Genomic DNA, 19,430 nt, shown 5'->3' with positions numbered 1-19,430 from the left:
GGACCCTATGACTGTCGAAGATCCGTACCTGTGGCTTGAAGACGTGACGGGCGACGAGGCGCTCGAATGGGTCCGTTCGCGCAACGCGGAGACGCTCGACGTGCTCACCGCGAGCGAGAGGTTCGGGCAGCTGCGGGACTCGATCCGCAAGGTGCTCGACGCGGGCGGCCGGATCCCGTACGTCGTGCGCCGGGGGACGCACTACTACAACTTCTGGCAGGACGCCGACCACCCGCGCGGGCTGTGGCGGCGCACCACGCTGGAGCAGTACCGCACCGCCGAACCGGACTGGGAGATCCTGCTCGACGTCGACGCGCTCGCCGCGGCCGAGGACGAGAACTGGGTCTGGAAGGGCGCCGCGGTGCTGCGTCCCGGGCACCGGCTCGGGCTGGTGCAGCTGTCGCGGGGCGGCGCGGACGCGACCGTCGTCCGCGAGTTCGACCTCGACGCGCACGAGTTCGTGGAGGACGGTTACACGCTGCCCGAGGCGAAGCACCGGATCGGGTGGATCGACGCCGACCGGGTGTACCTCGGAACGGATTTCGGTCCGGGTTCGCTCACCACGTCCGGCTATCCGCGGCTGGTGAAGGAATGGCGGCGCGGCACCCCGCTCGAGGACGCGGTTCTCGTCGCCGAGGGCAAGCCGGACGACGTCGCGATGATGGCGTATCACGACCCGACCGAGGGCTTCGAACGCGATTTCGTGCGCCGGGCGATCGATTTCTACCGCACCGAGAACTTCGAGCGGACCCCGTCCGGACTGACCAAACTGGACCTGCCCGAGGACGTCGAGGTGTCCACGCACCGCGAATGGCTGCTCGTGCACCCGCGCAGCGCGTGGGCCGTCGGCGGCGCCGAACACCCGGCGGGCACGCTGCTCGCGATCCGGTACGACGCGTTCAAGTCCGGCGACCGCGAGTTCACCGCGCTGTTCACCCCGGACGCGCACACCTCGCTGGACTACTACACGTGGACCCGCAACCACCTCCTGCTCGCGACGCTGCACGACGTCAAGTCGGAGCTGCGCGTGCTGACGCCCGGTCCGGACGGCTGGGCCGAGGCGGAACTGGGCGGCGCGCCGGAATTCGGCAGCGCGCAGATCGTCGACACCGAACCGGACGTCGACGACGAGTACCTGGTGGATTCCTCCAGCTACCTCCAGCCGTCCACGCTCACCCGCGGCGTCGTCGGCGGCGACGTCGAGGTGCTGAAACAGGCTCCGGCGTTCTTCGACGCGGCCGGGATCGAGGTCAGCCAGTACTTCGCGACCTCGGACGACGGAACGAAGATCCCGTACTTCGTGGTCCGCCCGCCCGGCGCGGAAAACGGCCCGACACTGCTGTACGGGTACGGCGGTTTCGAGGTTTCGCTGACCCCGTCGTACGGCGGGGTCGTCGGCCGGTCCTGGCTGTCGCGCGGCGGCACGTACGTGGTCGCGAACATCCGCGGCGGCGGCGAATACGGCCCGGACTGGCACATGCAGGCGGTGAAAGAGAACCGGTACAAGGCGTTCCAGGACTTCGCCGCGATCGCGCGCGATCTCGTCGCGCGGGGCATCACGACGAAGGAACGGCTCGGCATCCAGGGCGGCAGCAACGGCGGGCTGCTGATGGGCGTGATGCTCACCCGCTACCCGGAGCTGTTCGGCGCGATCGTGTGCCAGGTGCCGCTGCTCGACCTGAAGCGCTACCACCTGCTGCTGGCCGGTGCGTCGTGGATGGCCGAATGGGGCGACCCGGACGTCCCGGAGGAGTGGGAGTACATCTCGAAATACTCGCCGTACCAGAACGTTTCCCCGGGCGGCGAGTATCCGCCGATCCTCTTCGTCACTTCCACCCGCGACGACCGCGTGCACCCCGGGCACGCGCGCAAGATGTTCGCGCGGATGCGTGAACAGGGCCACGACGTGGAGTACTTCGAGAACATCGAAGGCGGCCACGGCGCGGCGGCAGACAACGAACAACTCGCGTTCCGTTCAGCGGTCGCGTACGAATTCCTCTGGTCGAAGCTTTCCTAGAGCAGTCCCCGGGGCCGCGCCCGCACGCGCGGCCCCGGGCGGATCGACGGTCCTCTGCGGACCTGCTCAAGCGCTCGTTCGAACCGCGCCCAGGCGTCGGTGACGAACGCCAGCCACGGCACGCCGAGCCGTCGCAACGCGCGCCCGTGGCCGGCTAGCACGCCGCCGGTTTCGAGTATCGCTTTGGCTCGCCATCTCGCGCTCGCTGCGATTCTTTGCCGCCGCAACCGGTCCACGTGACAGCTGAGCCGCCGCTCCGCCCCGGCGAACACCCGGGCGGCGACCTCCACGGTGACCGGGTCGCGGGCGCCGTCCCGCAGCGCGCGGTAGTAGCCGAGCGCGAGGACGTCGGAGATAAGCTGGCTCATCACGTCGCTTTTCCCTGGCTGGCTCGCGGTTTCGAGCAGCCGGGCGAGCAGCCGCCGGTCTTCCGCTTCGTCCGGCGGGTGCTGGAACCGCCGGACACTGCGCGCCACCACCGGATCCAGCGGCGCCCCGCTCCCCCACGCCGGCTGCGGCCGGACCTTCCGCCGCCGCGCTTCCGCCTCGAACACCGCACTCCAGTCCACGGCGGCCATGCTGCCGCCCGGATGTGCCGGTGTCGCGGGGAGGATGTGGAGATTCGGTGGAGCTCTGCCGGAGAAGCGGCCCAGGTGTCTCCGCAGTTCACCCGGATCCAGTCGGCGTAAGCCGGAACGCCGCTGTACGGCCCCGGTCCGCCCGCACGGTCCCCGCTCAGCTCCCAGCGCAAACCTGGTCCACGCCGGATCTTAGGACCGCCGGAGGCATTTGCGTCGTGCCGAGGGGCTCACCGTGCGAGAGAGGAACCGCACCGCCGCTTGTCTCTGTACCTACTAGTATGTACGGTGGGTTCATGTCCACCAGAGACCAGCTCATCGCGAGCACTCAGGACCTGCTGTGGGAGCGGGGGTACATCGGCACCAGCCCGAAGGCGATCCAGCAGCGCGCCGGGGCCGGGCAGGGCAGCATGTACCACCACTTCACCGGCAAGGCCGACCTTGCGCTCGCCGCGATCCGGCAGAACGCCGACGATCTGCGCGCTTCCGCCGGAGCCGCGTTCGCCCAGGGCACGACGGCGGTCGAACGCGTTTCGGCTTACCTGTTGCGCGAGCGCGACGTCCTGCGCGGCTGCCCGGTCGGACGGCTGGCGCTGGATCCCGAGATCGTCGCGAACCCGGAATTGCGCGCGCCACTGGAGGAAACGTTCGACTGGCTGCGCGGCCGTCTCGCCGGAGTGCTTGCCGAGGGCATCGCGAACGGGGAGCTGCCGAGTGATCTCGACGCGGAGGCAACGGCAANAACGGCAACCACACTGGTCGCGGTGCTGCAAGGCGGATACGTCCTCGCCCGGTCGTCCGGGACGGCCGAGCCGTTCGACCAAGCGATCCGCGGCGCGCTCGCGCTCCTCGGCCGGCGGTGATGTCGATGTATGCCATGCAGTACGAGATCGACCTGCCCGCCGGGTACGACATCGCACACCGGGTCGCGACCCGAGGCCACCGGACCGACGCGTTCCCCGGGTTGGGACTCAAGGCATATCTGGCGCGCGACAACCAGTACGCGCCGTTCTACCTCTGGGCCGACACCGCCGGAATGAGCCGGTTCCTGTGGGGCGGCGGCGGATTCGACGGCATAGTCCAGGATTTCGGCCGGCCGCCGGTGCGCCATTGGACCGGCGCGCGCTGCCTGCCCGGCCCATCGCGAGCGGCTGCCCCGGCGTTCGCGACCAAACGCGCAGGGCAGTTTTCGGAAAGCATCGACCGCGAACTAGCCGAACTCGCGCAACTGTCCCAAAACCCGGCTGTGCACACCACCGCGCTGGCCATTGACCCGCAGCGCTGGGAAACCGTGCGCTTCACGCTCTGGACCACCGCCCCGAACGAGGACAGCGACGTCCAGTACCGGGTGCTTCACCTGTCCCGCCCCAACATCGACCAGTTGAGCTGAGAGGTCTCCCATGCCGCTCGTCCGCATCGACGTGCTCTCCGAACCCAACGCCGACCGCCTCCCCGCCATCGGCGACGCCGTGCACCAGGCGATGACCGAAACCATCGACGTCCCCGTCGACGACCGGTTCCAGATCATGAGCAGCCACGCCGCCGGCCGATTGCGTTACGACCCAGGCTATTTCGGCGTCCAGCGCGACGACGGCATCGTGTACATCGCCATCACGATGCGTGCCGGTCGCACCGATGAGCAGAAAACCGCGTTGTACCGGCGAGCGACCGAACTCCTCGCCGAAGCGGCCGGGATCGAACCGCGGAACGTGTTCTTCAGCCTGACCGAAAACCACGAGGCGGACTGGTCGTTCGGCGAGGGCGTCGCGCACATGCTGCCGTCGAAACCGTGAAACTTCGTCGCCTGATCACGCGTCCTCCGCCCAGTAGCGCTGAACCCTGGCCACGGCCTCGTCCTTGCTCATCCTGGCCACCTCGGCCTCTTCCAGACCGACGCGCGAGAGCAGGAGATACACGAGGTCGGCGGGCAGGGCCTCGGCCGGCGGCTCGGGCGCCCCGCGATCGGGTTTCACGCCGTCCTGCACACAGGACCAGAACACCGGCTCATCGACCTCAATCTGGTCACGGAGGATGTGCTTCCACAGTCCCAGGCCGTAGCCGCTGCGGTCCACCGGATGCGAGACGCGGGTACGCAGAACCCTGCCGTCGACAAGGCCGAGTTCGTAAGTGACATGATGCGTTCCCGTGCGCCCGCGCGCGTCGCGCACTCTGCGCCATTCTTCGACCTGGCAGAACTTCTCGTGATCGGTGCGGGTCGGCTGCGGCCAGGAAGTCATCGCGGGGCACCGACAAGCCAGTCGCGCAACTGCTCGTCATCGCTGAAGCTGATCAGCTGCACCAACCCCCAGTTGTCCCGGTGGTTCGGAGCGTTCAGCAGGCGCTCCTGCCAGTCCTCCGCGTACTCCCGCAGGGCGTGGACCATTTCGTCGACCGCCTCGTCGAACGACGCTCCGTCCGCGGCCACCGGCAGCCCCGGGATGAACACCGACCAGCCGCCGGCCTCGGGGACGACCTGAGCGTGCGACGGGACGACCGACGCCAGGACGTGCCGCAGGCGCACGACATCCACCACAGCGGTCGTAGCCGAATCGCGCCGAACTGTCGCGACGAGCCCCTTCTCAGCGGCGTCCAGCAAATCCTTCAAATGTGCACGCGCATCGGTGTAGCTGTCGTAGTGCACAGCAGACATGTCAGCCTCCCAGACGGTCCCCACCAGAGTGCCCCAAGTACGTCAAGTACGTCAAGTACGTCGCGTACTGGGATGGTCCCGGCGACAGGCAAAAAATCGGGGCTGAGGCAGCACTGCCGCCTCAGCCCCGACCCGTCGTTCAGCTGTCGAAAAGCGCTCCCTAGCTGCAGCCGGACGTCGCCCCGCAGCCCTCGCAGGCGTAGCACGAACCCGCGGGCCGCATCTTCGTGCCGCAGGTCATGCAGAGCGGTGCGTCCGCGGCCTTGCCGAGGTGCAGTTCCATCAGCTCGGCCGTGCTGTGCGCGTCGCGCCCCGAAGTGTCCGTTGCGGACTCTTCCGCGCGGGCGGGCGACGAATCCACGCTGCTGCGCAGCGCGTCGATGTCGAGGCTCTGGCCGCCGTAGTTCGCCTCGACCTCGGCCGAGCGTTCGTCCGCGGTGAAAATGCCCAGCTGCGCGCGCTTTTCGTACGGCAGGTAGTCAAGCGCCAAGCGGCGGAACAGGTAGTCCATGACGCTCGTGGCGATCCGGATGTCCGGGTCGTCGGTCATCCCTGCCGGTTCGAAGCGCAGGTTGGAGAACTTCGAAACATAGAACTCCAGCGGGATGCCGTGCTGCAGGCCGACGGAAATGGACATCGAGAAGGCGTCCATCACGCCGGACAGCGTGGAGCCCTGCTTGCCGAGCTTCACGAAGATCTCGCCGAGACCGTCGTCCGGGTACGAGCCCGCGTGCAGGTAGCCCTCGGCGCCGCCGACGGTGAACGACACCGTCTGGCTCGGGCGCTTCTTCGGCAGGCGGCGGCGCACCGGACGGTATTCGACGACCTTCTCCGGCTCGGTCTCCGCCGCGGCTTCCTTCTTCTTCCCCGTGGACAGCGGCTGGCCGACCTTGCAGTTGTCGCGGTAGATCGCGAGCGCCTTGAGGCCGAGTTTCCAGCCCTGGAAGTAAATCTCCTCGACGTCCTCGACGGTCGCCGACTCCGGCATGTTGACCGTCTTCGAGATCGCGCCCGAGATGAACGGCTGGACCGCGGCCATCATCCGCACGTGGCCCATCGGCGCGATCGACCGGTCGCCGACCGCGCAGTCGAACACCTCGTAGTGCTCCGGACGCAGGCCCGGCGCGTCGACCACGTGGCCGTGCTGCGCGACGTACTCGACGATCGCTTCGACCTGCTCGGCCTGGTAGCCCAGCACCCGCAGCGCGCGCGGCACGGTCTGGTTCACGATCTGCATCGACCCGCCGCCGACGAGCTTCTTGAACTTCACCAGCGAGAAGTCCGGCTCGATGCCCGTGGTGTCGCAGTCCATCATGAAGCCGATGGTGCCGGTGGGCGCGAGCACCGAGGCCTGCGCGTTGCGCCAGCCGTTGCGGGTGCCCAGCTCGATGCCCTTCTGCCACTCCTCCGACGCGAGCGAGCGGACTGCGGCGTCGTTGCTGTGGTAGGTGCGGACGAGCTCGTTGGCCGCGGCGTGCTTGCGCATGACGCGCTGGTGCGCCTCGGCGTTGCGCGCGTAGCCCTCGTACGGCCCGACGACGCCGGCCAGCTCGGCCGAACGACGGTAGGACACGCCGGTCATCAGGGACGTGATCGCGGCGGCGAGCGCGCGGCCGCCCTCGGAGTCGTACGCGTGGCCGAGCGCCATCAGCAGCGCGCCGAGGTTGGCGTAGCCGATGCCGAGCTGACGGAACTTGCGCGTGGTGTCGGCGATCGGCTCGGTCGGGAAGTCGGCGAAGCAGATCGAGACGTCCATCGCGGTGATGACGAACTCGACGGCCTTCGCGAACAGCGGAGCGTCGAACGTGCCCTCCTCGGACACGAACTTCAGCAGGTTGAGCGACGCGAGGTTACAGCTCGAGTTGTCGAGGTGCATGTACTCGCTGCACGGGTTCGACGCGGTGATCCGGCCCGATTCGGGGCAGGTGTGCCAGTCGTTGATCGTGCTGTCGTACTGGACGCCCGGGTCGGCGCATTCCCACGCCGCCTGCGCCATGCTGCGGAACAGCTTCTTCCCGTCGGTGCGGTCGATGACCTCGCCGGTGAGCCGGGCCCGCAGGCCGAAGTCCGTGCCGTTCTCGACGGCGTGCATGAACTCGTCGGACACGCGGACCGAGTTGTTCGCGTTCTGGTACTGCACCGAGGAGATGTCGGAGCCGGAGAGGTCCATGTCGAACCCGGCGTCGCGGAGGACCTTGATCTTTTCCTCTTCGCGCGCCTTGGTCTGGATGAACTCCTCGATGTCCGGGTGGTCGACGTCGAGCACGACCATCTTCGCCGCGCGCCGGGTGGCCCCGCCGGACTTGATGGTGCCCGCGGACGCGTCGGCTCCGCGCATGAACGAGACCGGGCCGGACGCGGTGCCGCCGGAGGTGAGCAGTTCCTTCGAGGACCGGATGCGCGAGAGGTTGAGGCCCGCGCCGGAACCGCCCTTGAAGATCAGGCCTTCCTCGCGGTACCAGTTGAGGATCGACTCCATCGTGTCGTCGACGGCGAGGATGAAGCAGGCGGACACCTGCTGCTTCGAGGACGTGCCGACGTTGAACCACACCGGGGAGTTGAAGCTGAAGACCTGGTGCAGCAGCATCCAGGTGAGCTCGTGCTCGAAGATCTCGAGGTCGGCGGGACCGGCGAAGTAGTCGTGCTCGGCGGCGGCCTTCACGTAGGTGCGCACCACGCGGTCGATGAGCTGCTTGAGGCTGCTCTCGCGCTGCGGGCTGCCGACCGCGCCGCGGAAGTACTTGCTGGTGACGATGTTGGTCGCGTTGACCGACCAGAACTCGGGGAATTCGACCCCGCGCTGTTCGAAGTTGACGCTGCCGTCGCGCCAGTTCGTCATGACGACGTCGCGGGTCTCCCACGCGACCTCGTCGTAGGGGTGGGTCCCCTCGGTGGTGAAGACCCGCTGGACGGTGAGGCCCTTGTTCGGCTTCTTGTTCTGTCCGGCCGCGGCGCCGGTTCCCACGGTTTCGGTCATGCGGTCCTGTCCCTCGCTCCCCGCGACCCGGTGACGGCTCAGTCGTCGCCGGCGCGCTCGCCTTCCTGGTCCTCCGCAGTTCCCGCCATCGCTTTCCGCAGGTCGGAGATCTCCTTCTCGAAGTCCTCGACCGAGGAGAAGGAGCGGTAGACGCTGGCGAACCGGAGATACGCGACGCCGTCCAGTTCCCGCAGCGGGCCGAGGATGGCGAGGCCGACCTCGTGGCTGGGGATCTCGGCGAGCCCGGCGGACCGGATCGACTCCTCCACGCGCTGCGCGAGCTTCTGCAGCGCGTCGTCGTCGACCGGACGGCCCTGGCAGGCCCGCCGCACTCCGTTGACCACCTTGTCCCGGCTGAACTGCTCGGTGGCTCCGGACCGTTTGACCACGGCCAGCACCATCGTCTCCGACGTGGTGAAACGCCGTCCGCACTCGGCGCACGAACGCCGCCGCCGGATCGCCTGTCCCTCGTCCACCTCTCGGGAGTCGACGACCCGAGAGTCCGCATGCCGGCAGAACGGGCACCTCATCCGCCGATCACCTTCCCCTCCGCGCCGGTCGATTCCTGTCCCGACCGGCCCCTGCCGCCACGCTACGGCCTGGACCGCGGTCACCGCGCGCGACCCCGCGCCTGGTGATCGACTTGTGGACATCCGGTGGGCAACTGCTGGCCGGCTGTGGACAACTGCCGCCAGTCTACCCCTACCTGTGGACCAACTACAGCGGTGTAACTACTAGATATAGGGGTAGACCTTAGATCGCCTCCGGGGCGGGCGCAAGAAACCCGAGAGGGTGAAAGAGCGGTTGCGCAAGATGCGACCGGGTGGTTTCCGAGAGTCATGACCCGGCGGTGTCCGTTCGGCCGCCTGCTTCTCCGCCCGAACCGCCGCCGGACCAGGCGACCGGCACGGTGAGCGGCATGCCCGGCAGCAGCGCGGTGTCGTCGAGGTTGTTGAGCTCCTTGATCCGTTCGACGACCGCGCCCTGGTCGGCATTCGGCGCGAACCGGGCGGCGAGCGCCCCGAGCGAATCGCCGGGCTGCACGGAAACGGACGCGGTCCGCGACGGCACCGGGCCGCTGGACACACCGGCGCCGAACACGCCGAGCCCGGTGACGATGAGGCAGGCCGCGAAGGCGATCGCGAACAGCCACGGCCACCGCACCGACGGCCGGGCCGCGGTCTTGCAGGCCAGGCCGCCGCGCCGTCCGGCGACGACCCGCTCCCGGGACGGCGGCCGCAACGGTTCGCCGCGCCGCTCGCGCGCGGTACGCCCGGGGTTGCCCGGGACGGCGGCGGGGATGTGCCGGACCGCCCGGCGGGCCTCGCGAAGAGGGGCCTCTTCGGTCTCGACGGCCGAGGGAGCGGAGGTCTGGAACCCGGCTCGCTCCACAGACCGCACCGCAGCGCGGCCGCCTATTGCACGGGCCGGGCGCTCTTCAGTTTCGACACCAGCGGACGCCTGGAACCCGGCTCGCCCGGCAGGCCGCACCGCAGCACGGCCACGCATCTCACCAGCCGAGCACTCCCCCATTTCGACACCAGCGGACGCCTGGAACCCGGCCCGCCCGGCAGGCCGCACCGCAGCACGGCCACGCATCCCATCAGCCGGGCACTCCCCCGCTCCGACACCAGCGGACGCCCGGAATCCAGCCCGCTCGACCGACCGNCGACCGAACGGCGGCGACATCGCCCGGCGCCGACCGCTGGAAATCAGGTCGCTCGCCGCCTCCGAGCCCGGCTTCCTCCGCCGCCAGCCAGGCTCGCCGCCGCCCGGCCGCACCGCGTGCGCCTTCCCGGGGCTCGCCCGCACCGCGCCCCCGCCGCGCGTCGCCCCGGCGGGACTCGCCGCGCCCGCCCTTGCCGGACCGATCCGCACCAGAATCGCGCCGGGCGCCAGTCCGGCCGCGAAGCTCCACCACCTCGGCGGAACCGGCCGCCGAACCCGGATCGGCACCGGAGCCGGGTTCGAAGCCCTCCGGAACACCATCCTTTCGGGTGGCGTCTGCGCGCCGCCGCGACCGGCGCGCCGGACCGCCGGGCCCGGGTTCCCTCCGGGCGGGGGCCGTCCCGTCCGACGCGGCGCCGCCCTCGGCGGGGCGAACGGCGGGGACGGGCCGAAGCGGGCGGACGAGCCCGCGATCTGCCAGGATCGACATTTCGGAACCTCCTCGTGACCTGCGGATCCGTCCGGTCCGGGCCGTACACCTGCGCCGCAGCGGTCCAGATCGAACAGGCGTTCTATCGAACGTCCGTGCGAAGGTCTACCACCCCCCACCGACAAAATCGAGAGGACACGGCGTGTCGATCGAACAGATGTTTGAAATCGTCGCGCGCGGTGGCTAACGTCGGTGACCAGGACATCTGCCGGACCGGCTCCGGCGGGTGCCGCCGGACGGGCGTTCGCGGAAAACGCGGATCCCGGCCCGGCGCACGCGGACACGCGCGGGACGCCGACACGGCGACCGCGGGACGGCTGGAGGCGACGCAGCGTTGGAGAAGGACACGGTGAAGGGCACCGCGGCGAAAGGGGCCAAGACGGCCTCGCGGGGCAGGGCGTCCGCACAATCCGCGCGCGAATCCGGCCACAAGAGCACGGGGAAGGTGAGCGCCATGCCGGAGGTGTACGACGTGGACGAGACGCTGACCGTCCGCCAGCAGCAGGTGCTCGACGTCATCCGCACGTGGGTGAGCCGCTTCGGCTACCCGCCGAGCGTGCGCGAGATCGGCGAGGCGGTGGGGCTCACGTCCACGTCGTCGGTGTCGCACCAGCTGCGCGCGCTGCAGCGCAAGGGCTACCTGCGCCGCGACGCCAACCGGCCGCGCGCGGTGGGCGTGCTCGCGTCCACCGACGACAATCCGATGGGCATCGAGATGGACCAGCAGCCGTCCGTGCCGAAGGCGGCGTACGTGCCGCTGGTCGGCCGGATCGCGGCGGGCGGTCCGGTGCTCGCGGAACAGGCCGTCGAGGACGTTTTCCCGCTGCCGCGCGAGATCGTCGGCGAGGGCGAGCTGTTCCTGCTGAGCGTCACCGGCGATTCGATGGTCGACGCCGCCATCACCGACGGCGACTGGGTCGTCGTCCGGCAGCAGCCCGCCGCGGAGAACGGGGACATCGTCGCCGCGATGATCGACGGCGAAGCCACGGTGAAGACGTTCAAACGCAAGGACGGGCACGTGTGGCTGATGCCGCACAACGACGCGTACGAGCCCATTCCGGGCGACGACGCGTCGATTCTGGGCAAGGTCGTGGCGGTACTGCGCCGGCTCTGACCGGCTGGCTCTCCCGCGTCTCGTGGGCGGCAATGCCGGTTCTCCCCGGGATTGCCGCCCACGAGCACTGGGCTGCGCACCCTGACGCACTCGCCGGGCGTGCGGCAGCGCACTCGCCGGGCGTGCGGCAGCGCGGGTGCCGGGCGTGCGGCAGCGCACTCGCCGGGCGTGCGGCAGCGCGGGTGCCGGGCGTGCGGGCGCCGGTGCTTGTCGCCGGTGCGAACCGCGTCAGGTACGGCGGCGTTTCCTGGCCAGCAAGAACCACACGCCGAGAACAACCACCGCGACGACAGCAGCAGCGGGAACGAGCGGAAAGCCGCCGGAGTTTTGCTCGGCTGGCTGAGGAGCGGCGGCACCGCCCGGCTTCGGCGCTGGCGCTCGCGCCGTGACCCAAGCCGTCGCGTTCTTGATCGCCCGCACCGGTTCGCCGACGCCTTCGCTCGCGGACAACAACGTGCCGTCCGGCTCGAAAGCAATCGCTTCGCCCTGCTTTTCATTCGGCAGCGGAATCCGGACAGGCTCTCGTTGCAGCGCCGTGGCCACATTTCCGTCCGGAGCCGCATACAAATACGCGTCCGTGTAAGTCCGCAGCGCGATGACTTTCCCGTCCGCGCTGGTCGCGCCTCCGGTGATCAGCGCTGAACCGAACGAGCCCACCGGGCCGCCCGGGGTGTCGGTGCTGTGGACGCGCAGGGTGCCGACCTGCTCCACCTTCGTCGGGCCGGGAGCTGCCAAGGGACCCGAAGGCCGGTAGACCCTCGAAGTGCCCAGCAGATCTTTGGTCACCAGGAACGGCGTGCCGGACTGGTCCAGCACCAGGGCTTCGGTGTCGTGCGGACCGTCCGGATAAGTCAGGCGATGCACGACGGCCGCGCCACCGGCCGGTTTCAGTTCCAGCAGGGCGACCGTTTCGCGTTTAGCGCGGTTGTCGCCGGTGTCGGAAAGCCACAGCGTGCCGTCTTCGCCGCGGGCAAGGTCCTCGACGTCGTACGGATCCGTCGGGTCCGTCAAAACATCGTTGACCTGGCATTTCCGGTCCAGGACGAAGACCTGCACCTGGGTGCCGCCGTCGTTGATCGCGTACCAATGCTCGCCGTCGGAGACCAGGCCGGACAGCTCGTTGAGGCGTTTGTCCTTGACCTGGCACACCGTTTCCGGGGCAGGAGCCGCCGCGGCCGGGACAGCTCCCGCGAGGATCAGGACAGCCGTCAGTGCCAGGACGACCCGCACCAGTTCACCTCCGTAGTGCACGGCCCGCTCGGGCCGTGCACTACGGAAGACGTTCAGAGCGCCGAGGCGTTGGTCTCGAACGCCCGCAGAGCCGCGGCGAGGTCCGGCCGGACTCGCACCTGCAAGCGCGTGCCCTCGGCGACGTGCTCCTCTTCCAGCACCTCGCCCTCCGCGTGCGCCCGGGACACGAGCTCGCCCCGCGAGTACGGGACCAGCACGTCGATCACCGTTTCCGCCCGCGGCAGCCGTTCGGCCAGCACCTCGGCCAGCTCCGCCACGCCGGAACCGGTGCGCGCGGAGATCTGCACCGAACCGGGCAGCGCGTGCCGCAGCCGGGCCAGGGTGACGTCGTCGGCCGCGTCGGCCTTGTTGATCACCAGCAGCTCCGGCGGGAGCGGCTCCTTGCGGCTGCGGGTGATCTCGGCGAGCACCTCGCGCACCGCGTTGACCTGGTCCTCCGGGGCCGCGTCGGAACCGTCGACGACGTGCACGAGCAGGTCGGCGTCGGCCGCCTCCTCCAGCGTCGAGCGGAACGCGTCCACCAGCTGGTGCGGCAGGTGCCGCACGAACCCGACCGTGTCGGTCAGCGTGAACGTGCGCCCGTCGGCCGTCTGCGCCCGGCGCGTGGTCGGGTCGAGGGTGGCGAACAGCGCGTCCTCCACCAGCACCCCGGCCCCGGTCAGGGCGTTGAGCAGGCTCGATTTGCCGGCGTTGGTGTAGCCGACGATCGCCACGCTCGGCACCTCGTTGGCCACGCGCCTGCCGCGTTTGGTCTCGCGGATGGTGTCCATCGCGGCGATCTCCCGGCGCAGCTTCGCCACGCGCTTGCTGATCCGCCGCCGGTCCGTCTCCAGCTTCGTTTCACCAGGTCCGCGCAGGCCCACGCCGCCGTTCGCGCCGCCCGCGCGGCCGCCTGCCTGCCGGGACAGCGCCGAACCCCACCCGCGCAGCCGCGGGACGAGGTACTGCAGCTGGGCCAGCTCGACCTGCGCCTTGCCCTCCCTGGAACGGGCGTGCTGGGCGAAGATGTCGAGGATCAGGGCGGTCCGGTCGATCACCTTGACCTTGACCTTCTCCTCCAGCTGGCGCAGCTGGCCGGGCGAAAGCTCGCCGTCGCAGATCACCGTGTCGGCGCCGGTCGCCACGACCACGTCGCGCAGCTCGCGGACCTTGCCGGACCCGACGTACGTCGCCGGATCGGGCTTCTGCCGCCGCTGGACGAGGCCTTCGAGCACCTCCGAGCCCGCCGTCTCGGCCAGTCGCGCCAGTTCGGCCAGCGACGCCTCGGACTGCTGGGCGGTGCCTTCAGTCCACACGCCGACCAGCACAACGCGCTCCAGCCGAAGCTGCCGGTACTCGACCTCGGTGATGTCCTCAAGCTCGGTGGACAGGCCCGCGACCCGGCGCAATGACGCGCGGTCCTCAAGCTCCATCTCCCCGACCGAGGGGTCGTAGGGGTCGTTGTCGTCGTAAAAGTCTTCGTGTGTCTGTTCTGTCATCGTGCCTCCATGGTCCCACGTTTCGGCGCGGGAACCGAACGGATTACCTGCTGGGATAAACCGAGACGTACACGGCCGTGCGTTCCGAGGCCGGATCCCGGGGCCTGGCCTTGAATTCTTCGAGCAGCCCGTCGAGCCGCCGCCTGAACTCCGCGACGTCCCCGGCGCCCACCTGGACCACGAGCCGGGTCGTCTCCGTCTCGGTCAGATCGGCCTCGGCCATTTCGGCCAGATAGGCCTCGAGCATGGCCTCGTTGACCGCGACCGCGTCGGCCTCAGCGTTGTCCAGCTGCCACGAAAGCCCGGTGGACAGGTACGGGATCTCCTTCGCCCCGCGCGCGCCGCGCCGCGGTTCCTGTGCCACGAGAAAACCGGTGTCGACCAGCCGCCGCACGTGGTGCAGCGTGGTCGCCGGGTCACGCCCGAGCCGGGCTGCCAGCTCCTTGTTCGTCATCGCTTCAAAGGAGGTCAACCGGATGATGCGCAGCCGTATTCCGGATGCGAGCGCGGCCGCCTCGGCTTCGGTGGAGGGACGTCGGTGCAACGGCATCCACGCAGCCTAACCAAAGCGATTGACACTTTCCAATCACTCGACAACACTCGATCGGGTGCGTCGCGACTCGCTCTTCTTCCACGCCGATTTCCGCAGGCTGTGGGCCGGGGACACGGCGAGCCAGCTGGGGATGTTCGTCGGGGTCACGGCCATTCCGCTGCTCGCCGCGGTCACGCTGGCCGCCACCCCGTTCGAAATGGGCCTGCTGACCATGGCCGAGACGCTCGGCTTCCTGGTGCTCGGCCTGCCCGCGGGCGTGTGGGTGGACCGGATGCGCAAACGGCCGCTCATGCTCGCCGCCGACCTGGTCCGCGGGGTGCTGCTGCTCAGCGTCCCGTTCGCCTGGTGGGCCGGCGTGCTCACCATGGCGCAGGTCCTCGCGGTCGTGCTGTTCGCCGGTTTCGCGACGGTCTTCTTCGACGTCTCCTACCAGGCGTATCTGCCCGCCCTGGTCGGCCGCGAAAAGCTGCTGGAAGGCAACGCGAAGCTGCAGGGCGTGCAGTCCTCGGCGCAGATCGCCGGACCGAGCCTCGCCGGCGTGCTCGTGCAATTCATCGGGGCGGCCAGCACCGTACTGGTCACCGGGCTCGGCTACCTCACGTCCGCGCTGTGCCTGTGGCGCATCCGCACCGTCGAAATCCTCCCCGAACGCGCCGAGCACGACCGCCTGGTGCCGCAAATGCTCGAAGGCCTGCGGTTCGTCGCCGCCGACCGGCCGCTGCGCGCGATCGTCGCCTGCACAGCCACGTCGAACTTCTTCGGAGGAGTGGTCCAGGCCGTCCAAGTGCTGTTCCTGACCCGCACGGCCGGGCTGAAACCGGCCGAGGTCGGCGGCCTGCTCGCGGTGAGCGGCGTCGGCGGCATCGCGGCCGCGCTCTGCGCCGGGCCGATCGTCCGGAAGATCGGGCAGGCCCGGTCGATCTGGCTGGTCCCGGTGCTGTTCTGGCCGGGTGAGGTGCTGGTCCTGTTCACCGCGCCGGGCTGGCGGATCGTGCTCGCCGGTCTCGGGATGGCCGCGTTCGGGTTCGGCGTGATCCTCTACAACATCGCGCAGGTCTCCTACCGCCAGGCGATCACGCCGGACCGGCTGCTGGGCCGGATGAACGCGAGCGTCCGGTTCGTCGTCTGGGGAGCGCTGCCGCTCGGCGGGCTGCTGGGCGGCGGGCTCGGCGAATGGCTCGGGCTCGCCGGCGCCCTGGGAATCGGAGCCGCCGGGGGCGTCGCGGGCGCGCTCTGGGTGATCTGCTCGCCGCTGCGGCGCATGCGGGACCTGCCCACAGGCGGGGAAATCGCTGTACCCGCCCCGTAAAGTGCGGGCATGAACGAGAAGATCCCGCACAAAGCCGACGTCGACGGCCTTGCCGCCAAATGGGTACCGGTGTGGGAACGCGAAGGCGTATACCGGTTCGACCGCGCGCGCCCGGACGTCTACTCGATCGACACGCCGCCGCTGACCGCGAGCGGTTCGCTGCACATCGGGCACGTCTTCTCCTATACGCACACCGACGTTCTCGCGCGCTACCAGCGGATGCGCGGACGTTCGGTCTTCTACCCGGTCGGCTGGGACGACAACGGCCTGCCCACCGAACGCCGCGTGCAGAACCATTTCGGCGTGCGCTGCGAGCCGTCGCTGCCCTACGACCCGTCCTTCGCCCCGCCGGAAAAGCCCGGCAAGAACGCGATTCCGGTGTCCCGGCGCAATTTCGTGGAGCTGTGCCGTCAGCTGACCGAAACCGACGAGAAGGTGTTCGAGGAGGTCTGGCGGAGCATCGGGCTTTCGGTCGACTGGACGCTGGCGTACCAGACGATCGACCCGGCGACCACGGAGATCTCGCAGCGCGCGTTCCTGCGCAACCTCGCGCGCGGCGAGGCCTACCAATCCGAAGCTCCGACGCTGTGGGACGTCACTTTCCGCACCGCCGTCGCTCAGGCGGAACTGGAGGACCGCGAACGGCCAGGCGCGTATCACGACCTCGTGTTCACCGCCGGCGACGACGCGGAAGTGCTGATCTCCACCACGCGTCCCGAGTTGCTGCCCGCGTGTGTCGCGCTCGTCGCACATCCGGATGACGAGCGCTACCAAGGCCTTTTCGGGAAAACCGTGCGCACGCCGGTGTTCGGCGTCCAGGTGCCGGTGCACGCGCACCACCTCGCGGATCCGGAAAAGGGCACCGGCATCGCGATGGTGTGCACCTTCGGCGACACGACTGACGTCACCTGGTGGCGCGCGCTACAGCTGGAAACGCGTCCGGTGCTGGGCCGCGACGGCCGGTTCCGCGCCGAACCGCCGCAGGGCGTCCCGGCGGACAAGTACGCGCCCCTCGCGGGCAAGACTGTCCACACTGGACGCCAGATCCTGGTGGACCTCCTGCGGGAGGCGGGCGCGCTGCGCGGCGAGCCGAGGCCGATCACTCATCCGGTGAAGTTCTACGAAAAGGGCGACAAACCACTGGAAATCGTCACCAGCCGCCAGTGGTACCTGCGCAACGGCGGCCGCGACGACCCCCTGCGCGCGAAGCTGCTGGAGCGCGGCGAGGAGCTGAACTGGGTCCCGCCGCACATGCAGGTCCGCTACCGCGGCTGGGTCGAGGGCCTGACCAGCGACTGGCTGGTCAGCCGCCAGCGGTTCTTCGGCGTGCCGATCCCGGTCTGGTACCCGCTGGACGCCGACGGCGAGCCGGACCACGACGCGGTGCTGACGCCCGAGGACGCCAGCCTGCCGGTGGACCCGAGCACCGACGTCCCGCCGGGCCGCACCGAGGACCAGCGCGGCGTGCCGGGCGGCTTCGCCGCCGAGGCGGACGTGATGGACACCTGGGCGACGTCGTCGCTGACGCCGCAGATCGCCGGGCGCTGGAGTCTCGACGACGACCTGTTCCGCCGCGTGTTCCCGTTCTCCCTGCGGCCGCAGGCGCACGAGATCATCCGCACCTGGCTGTTCTCCACCGCCGTCCGCGCCGAACTGGAGGAAGGCGTGCTGCCGTGGCGGGACGCGGTGATCTCCGGCTGGGTGCTCGACCCGGACCGCAAGAAGATGTCGAAGTCGGTCGGCAACGTCGTCACGCCGGCGGATCTGCTGGAGCGGCACGGTTCCGACGCGGTGCGGTACTGGGCGGCGAGCGCGCGGCCGGGCGTCGACACGGCGGTCGACGAAGGCCAGATGAAGGTCGGGCGACGGCTGGCGACGAAGCTGTTGAACGTGAGCCGGTTCGTGCTCGGTCTCGGGATCCCCGAGCCGGAATCAGTCGCCACGGAGCCGCTGGACCGGTCCGTGCTCGCCGCGCTGGCGAAGGTGATCGAGGAAGCGACGGCCGCGTTCGAGGCGCTCGACCAGGCGCGCGCGTTGCAAGTGACCGAGACGTTCTTCTGGACGTTCTGCGACGACTACGTGGAGCTGGTGAAGGGCCGCGCGTACGGCGATCTCGGCGCGGAGGCAGCCGAATCGGCGCAAGTCGCACTGCGAACGGTGCTGTCGGCGTTGGTGCGGATGTTCGCGCCGGTGCTGCCGTTCGCGACCGAGGAGATCTGGTCGTGGTGGCAGGAAGGTTCCGTGCACCAGGCGTCCTGGCCGACCGCGCCTGAGGTCGACGGCGACGTCGCCTTGCTGCCGCTGGCCGGTTCCGTGATCGCCGCGGTGCGCCGGGCCAAGACCGACGCGAAGGTGTCGATGCGGACCGCCGTCGAGACGCTGTCGGTCACCGCTCCGGCGGACGTGCTCGAAAGCTTCGCCGAAATCGCCGAGGACGTGCGCATCGCCGGGGTGGTCAACACCGTGACCACCCAGGAGGGCGAACTCTCGGTGGCGGTGACGATCAGCTGATCACGCGCCCGCGGCGAGCCACCAGGCTTCGTCCAGCTCGCCGCGGGCCACGATCTCGGCCGGTCCGGTCAGCGTGGATTCGCCGTGCCCGACCGTGACCGACACCCGTCCGCCTGGGATGTCCACTGTGGACTCGCCGGTGTCCTTGCCCGCGAGATGCAGCGAGGCGGCCACCGCGGCGACGGTGCCGGTGCCGCACGCCCGGGTCTCCCCCACGCCGCGTTCGTGGACGCGCATCCGCAGCGCGCCCTCGCCGAGCACGTTGACGAACTCCAGGTTGACGCCGGACGGGAACACGTCGTGGTCGAAATCGGGCTGGTCGCGCAGGTCGAGGCCGGCGAGGTCGGTGTCGGTGACCGACACCAGGTGCGGGTTGCCGACGTTCACCGCGACCCCGGAGAACGGCTGCCCGGCCACCACGGTGACCGACGTGCCGGTGATCGCCGCCGGGCCCATCTGCACAGTGACCGAACGGTCCGGGTGCACGACGACCGGCCGGTCGCCCGCGCGGGTGCCGATGACGAACTCGCCGTCCTCGGCCAGACCGGCGTCGACCAGGTAGCGCGCGAAAACCCGGGTACCGTTGCCGCACATCTCGGCGATCGAACCGTCGGCATTGCGGTAGTCCATGAACCACTCGCCTGCCGACTCCTCGCCGATCGCCTTCGCCCGGACGACGCGCAGCACGCCGTCCGCGCCGAGGCCCCGCTGCCGGTCGCACAACGCCGCGACGCGCTCTGCCGTGAGGTCGAGGCGGCCAGCCTCGTCAGGCAGCAGCACAAAGTCGTTCTGCGTGCCGTGGCCCTTGAGGAATGCGATGCCGCCCATGCGTCC

The 19,430-nt window shown here is 69.8% G+C and carries 17 protein-coding genes; 7 read left to right on the top strand and 10 right to left on the bottom strand.

Annotation, left to right across the window (positions count from 1 at the left end; all coding sequences use genetic code 11):
* Window positions 1–7 precede the first annotated feature (7 nt).
* Window positions 8–2,017 carry a prolyl oligopeptidase family protein gene (locus A4R44_RS40660; RefSeq protein WP_067593533.1) on the top strand — a complete coding sequence of 670 codons (2,010 nt, stop codon included), beginning with the start codon at window positions 8–10 and terminating at the stop codon, window positions 2,015–2,017.
* Here the strand turns inward: A4R44_RS40660 and A4R44_RS40655 are convergent.
* Window positions 2,014–2,595: a hypothetical protein gene (locus tag A4R44_RS40655; protein ID WP_067593530.1), complete on the bottom strand. Its 582-nt coding sequence runs from the start codon at window positions 2,593–2,595 to the stop codon at window positions 2,014–2,016. The two genes, A4R44_RS40660 and A4R44_RS40655, sit on opposite strands and share 4 nt — an antisense overlap.
* A gap of 296 nt (window positions 2,596–2,891) precedes the next feature.
* On the opposite strand from A4R44_RS40655, the gene A4R44_RS40650 reads away from it, so the two are divergent.
* From A4R44_RS40650 to A4R44_RS40640, 3 genes are read left to right on the top strand one after another with little or no spacing between them, the layout of a single operon-like run.
* Window positions 2,892–3,458, top strand: coding sequence for a TetR/AcrR family transcriptional regulator (locus tag A4R44_RS40650; protein ID WP_067593646.1), 567 nt, complete (start codon window positions 2,892–2,894; stop codon window positions 3,456–3,458).
* A gap of 5 nt (window positions 3,459–3,463) precedes the next feature.
* The gene (locus A4R44_RS40645; protein WP_067593645.1) at window positions 3,464–3,985 is read left to right on the top strand and encodes a DUF4865 family protein; all 522 of its coding nucleotides are present in this window, start codon (window positions 3,464–3,466) and stop codon (window positions 3,983–3,985) included.
* A 10-nt stretch (window positions 3,986–3,995) separates the two neighbouring features.
* A complete protein-coding gene (locus A4R44_RS40640) occupies window positions 3,996–4,388 on the top strand; it encodes a tautomerase family protein (RefSeq protein WP_067593528.1) in 393 nt (130 codons plus the stop codon).
* 15 nt (window positions 4,389–4,403) lie between these two features.
* Here the strand turns inward: A4R44_RS40640 and A4R44_RS40635 are convergent, their stop codons facing one another.
* From A4R44_RS40635 to A4R44_RS46975, 5 genes are all read right to left on the bottom strand, one after another.
* Entirely contained in the window at window positions 4,404–4,832 is a 429-nt protein-coding gene (locus A4R44_RS40635; protein WP_067593525.1) for a cytotoxic translational repressor of toxin-antitoxin stability system, read from the bottom strand.
* On the bottom strand, window positions 4,829–5,245 hold the full coding sequence (locus tag A4R44_RS40630) for a prevent-host-death protein (protein WP_067593522.1): 417 nt from the start codon (window positions 5,243–5,245) through the stop codon (window positions 4,829–4,831). The genes A4R44_RS40635 and A4R44_RS40630 overlap by 4 nt, the downstream gene beginning before the upstream one ends.
* A gap of 160 nt (window positions 5,246–5,405) precedes the next feature.
* A complete protein-coding gene (locus A4R44_RS40625) occupies window positions 5,406–8,222 on the bottom strand; it encodes a vitamin B12-dependent ribonucleotide reductase (RefSeq protein WP_067593519.1) in 2,817 nt (938 codons plus the stop codon).
* A 38-nt stretch (window positions 8,223–8,260) separates the two neighbouring features.
* On the bottom strand, window positions 8,261–8,752 hold the full coding sequence (gene nrdR / locus A4R44_RS40620) for a transcriptional regulator NrdR (RefSeq protein WP_037809784.1): 492 nt from the start codon (window positions 8,750–8,752) through the stop codon (window positions 8,261–8,263).
* Window positions 8,753–9,059: 307 nt separating this feature from the next.
* Window positions 9,060–9,614 carry a LysM peptidoglycan-binding domain-containing protein gene (locus A4R44_RS46975; protein WP_232791999.1) on the bottom strand — a complete coding sequence of 185 codons (555 nt, stop codon included), beginning with the start codon at window positions 9,612–9,614 and terminating at the stop codon, window positions 9,060–9,062.
* Window positions 9,615–10,834: 1,220 nt separating this feature from the next.
* Between A4R44_RS46975 and lexA the strand changes: the two genes are divergently transcribed.
* Window positions 10,835–11,494, top strand: coding sequence for a transcriptional repressor LexA (gene lexA / locus A4R44_RS40610; RefSeq protein WP_067593639.1), 660 nt, complete (start codon window positions 10,835–10,837; stop codon window positions 11,492–11,494).
* Between the two features lie 228 nt (window positions 11,495–11,722).
* Here the strand turns inward: lexA and A4R44_RS40605 are convergent, their stop codons facing one another.
* The 3 genes from A4R44_RS40605 to A4R44_RS40595 are packed head-to-tail and all read right to left on the bottom strand — an operon-like array spanning window position 11,723 to window position 14,773.
* Complete coding sequence (locus A4R44_RS40605) at window positions 11,723–12,724, bottom strand: hypothetical protein (protein WP_067593636.1); 1,002 nt, start codon at window positions 12,722–12,724, stop codon at window positions 11,723–11,725.
* Window positions 12,725–12,777: 53 nt separating this feature from the next.
* Window positions 12,778–14,223 carry a GTPase HflX gene (gene hflX / locus A4R44_RS40600; RefSeq protein WP_067593516.1) on the bottom strand — a complete coding sequence of 482 codons (1,446 nt, stop codon included), beginning with the start codon at window positions 14,221–14,223 and terminating at the stop codon, window positions 12,778–12,780.
* A 43-nt stretch (window positions 14,224–14,266) separates the two neighbouring features.
* A complete protein-coding gene (locus tag A4R44_RS40595) occupies window positions 14,267–14,773 on the bottom strand; it encodes a transcriptional regulator (RefSeq protein WP_067593514.1) in 507 nt (168 codons plus the stop codon).
* Window positions 14,774–14,831: 58 nt separating this feature from the next.
* Here A4R44_RS40595 and A4R44_RS40590 point away from each other — a divergent pair, with 58 nt between their 5' ends.
* Together A4R44_RS40590 and valS are read left to right on the top strand one after the other, a co-directional pair.
* A complete protein-coding gene (locus A4R44_RS40590; protein ID WP_067593511.1) occupies window positions 14,832–16,085 on the top strand; it encodes an MFS transporter in 1,254 nt (417 codons plus the stop codon).
* A 9-nt stretch (window positions 16,086–16,094) separates the two neighbouring features.
* Window positions 16,095–18,596: a valine--tRNA ligase gene (gene valS / locus A4R44_RS40585; RefSeq protein ID WP_067593508.1), complete on the top strand. Its 2,502-nt coding sequence runs from the start codon at window positions 16,095–16,097 to the stop codon at window positions 18,594–18,596.
* Here the strand turns inward: valS and dapF are convergent, their stop codons facing one another.
* The gene (gene dapF / locus A4R44_RS40580) at window positions 18,597–19,424 is read right to left on the bottom strand and encodes a diaminopimelate epimerase (RefSeq protein WP_093575981.1); all 828 of its coding nucleotides are present in this window, start codon (window positions 19,422–19,424) and stop codon (window positions 18,597–18,599) included.
* Window positions 19,425–19,430 lie beyond the last annotated feature (6 nt).

The organism is Amycolatopsis sp. M39 (assembly GCF_001651785.1).
Taxonomy (GTDB): domain Bacteria; phylum Actinomycetota; class Actinomycetes; order Mycobacteriales; family Pseudonocardiaceae; genus Amycolatopsis; species Amycolatopsis rubida.
This window is presented reverse-complemented; position numbering and strand designations above follow the sequence as displayed.

Excerpts from the sequence above, each read along its gene's own strand:
- A4R44_RS40660 (WP_067593533.1), top strand. The coding sequence starts at position 8 with ATGACTGTCGAAGATCCGTACCTGTGGCTTGAAGACGTGACGGGCGAC.
- A4R44_RS40655 (WP_067593530.1), bottom strand. The coding sequence starts at position 2,595 with ATGGCCGCCGTGGACTGGAGTGCGGTGTTCGAGGCGGAAGCGCGGCGG.
- A4R44_RS40645 (WP_067593645.1), top strand. The coding sequence starts at position 3,464 with ATGTATGCCATGCAGTACGAGATCGACCTGCCCGCCGGGTACGACATC.
- A4R44_RS40640 (WP_067593528.1), top strand. The coding sequence starts at position 3,996 with ATGCCGCTCGTCCGCATCGACGTGCTCTCCGAACCCAACGCCGACCGC.
- A4R44_RS40635 (WP_067593525.1), bottom strand. The coding sequence starts at position 4,832 with ATGACTTCCTGGCCGCAGCCGACCCGCACCGATCACGAGAAGTTCTGC.
- A4R44_RS40630 (WP_067593522.1), bottom strand. The coding sequence starts at position 5,245 with ATGTCTGCTGTGCACTACGACAGCTACACCGATGCGCGTGCACATTTG.
- A4R44_RS40625 (WP_067593519.1), bottom strand. The coding sequence starts at position 8,222 with ATGACCGAAACCGTGGGAACCGGCGCCGCGGCCGGACAGAACAAGAAG.
- nrdR (WP_037809784.1), bottom strand. The coding sequence starts at position 8,752 with ATGAGGTGCCCGTTCTGCCGGCATGCGGACTCTCGGGTCGTCGACTCC.
- lexA (WP_067593639.1), top strand. The coding sequence starts at position 10,835 with ATGCCGGAGGTGTACGACGTGGACGAGACGCTGACCGTCCGCCAGCAG.
- hflX (WP_067593516.1), bottom strand. The coding sequence starts at position 14,223 with ATGACAGAACAGACACACGAAGACTTTTACGACGACAACGACCCCTAC.
- A4R44_RS40595 (WP_067593514.1), bottom strand. The coding sequence starts at position 14,773 with ATGCCGTTGCACCGACGTCCCTCCACCGAAGCCGAGGCGGCCGCGCTC.
- valS (WP_067593508.1), top strand. The coding sequence starts at position 16,095 with ATGAACGAGAAGATCCCGCACAAAGCCGACGTCGACGGCCTTGCCGCC.
- dapF (WP_093575981.1), bottom strand. The coding sequence starts at position 19,424 with ATGGGCGGCATCGCATTCCTCAAGGGCCACGGCACGCAGAACGACTTT.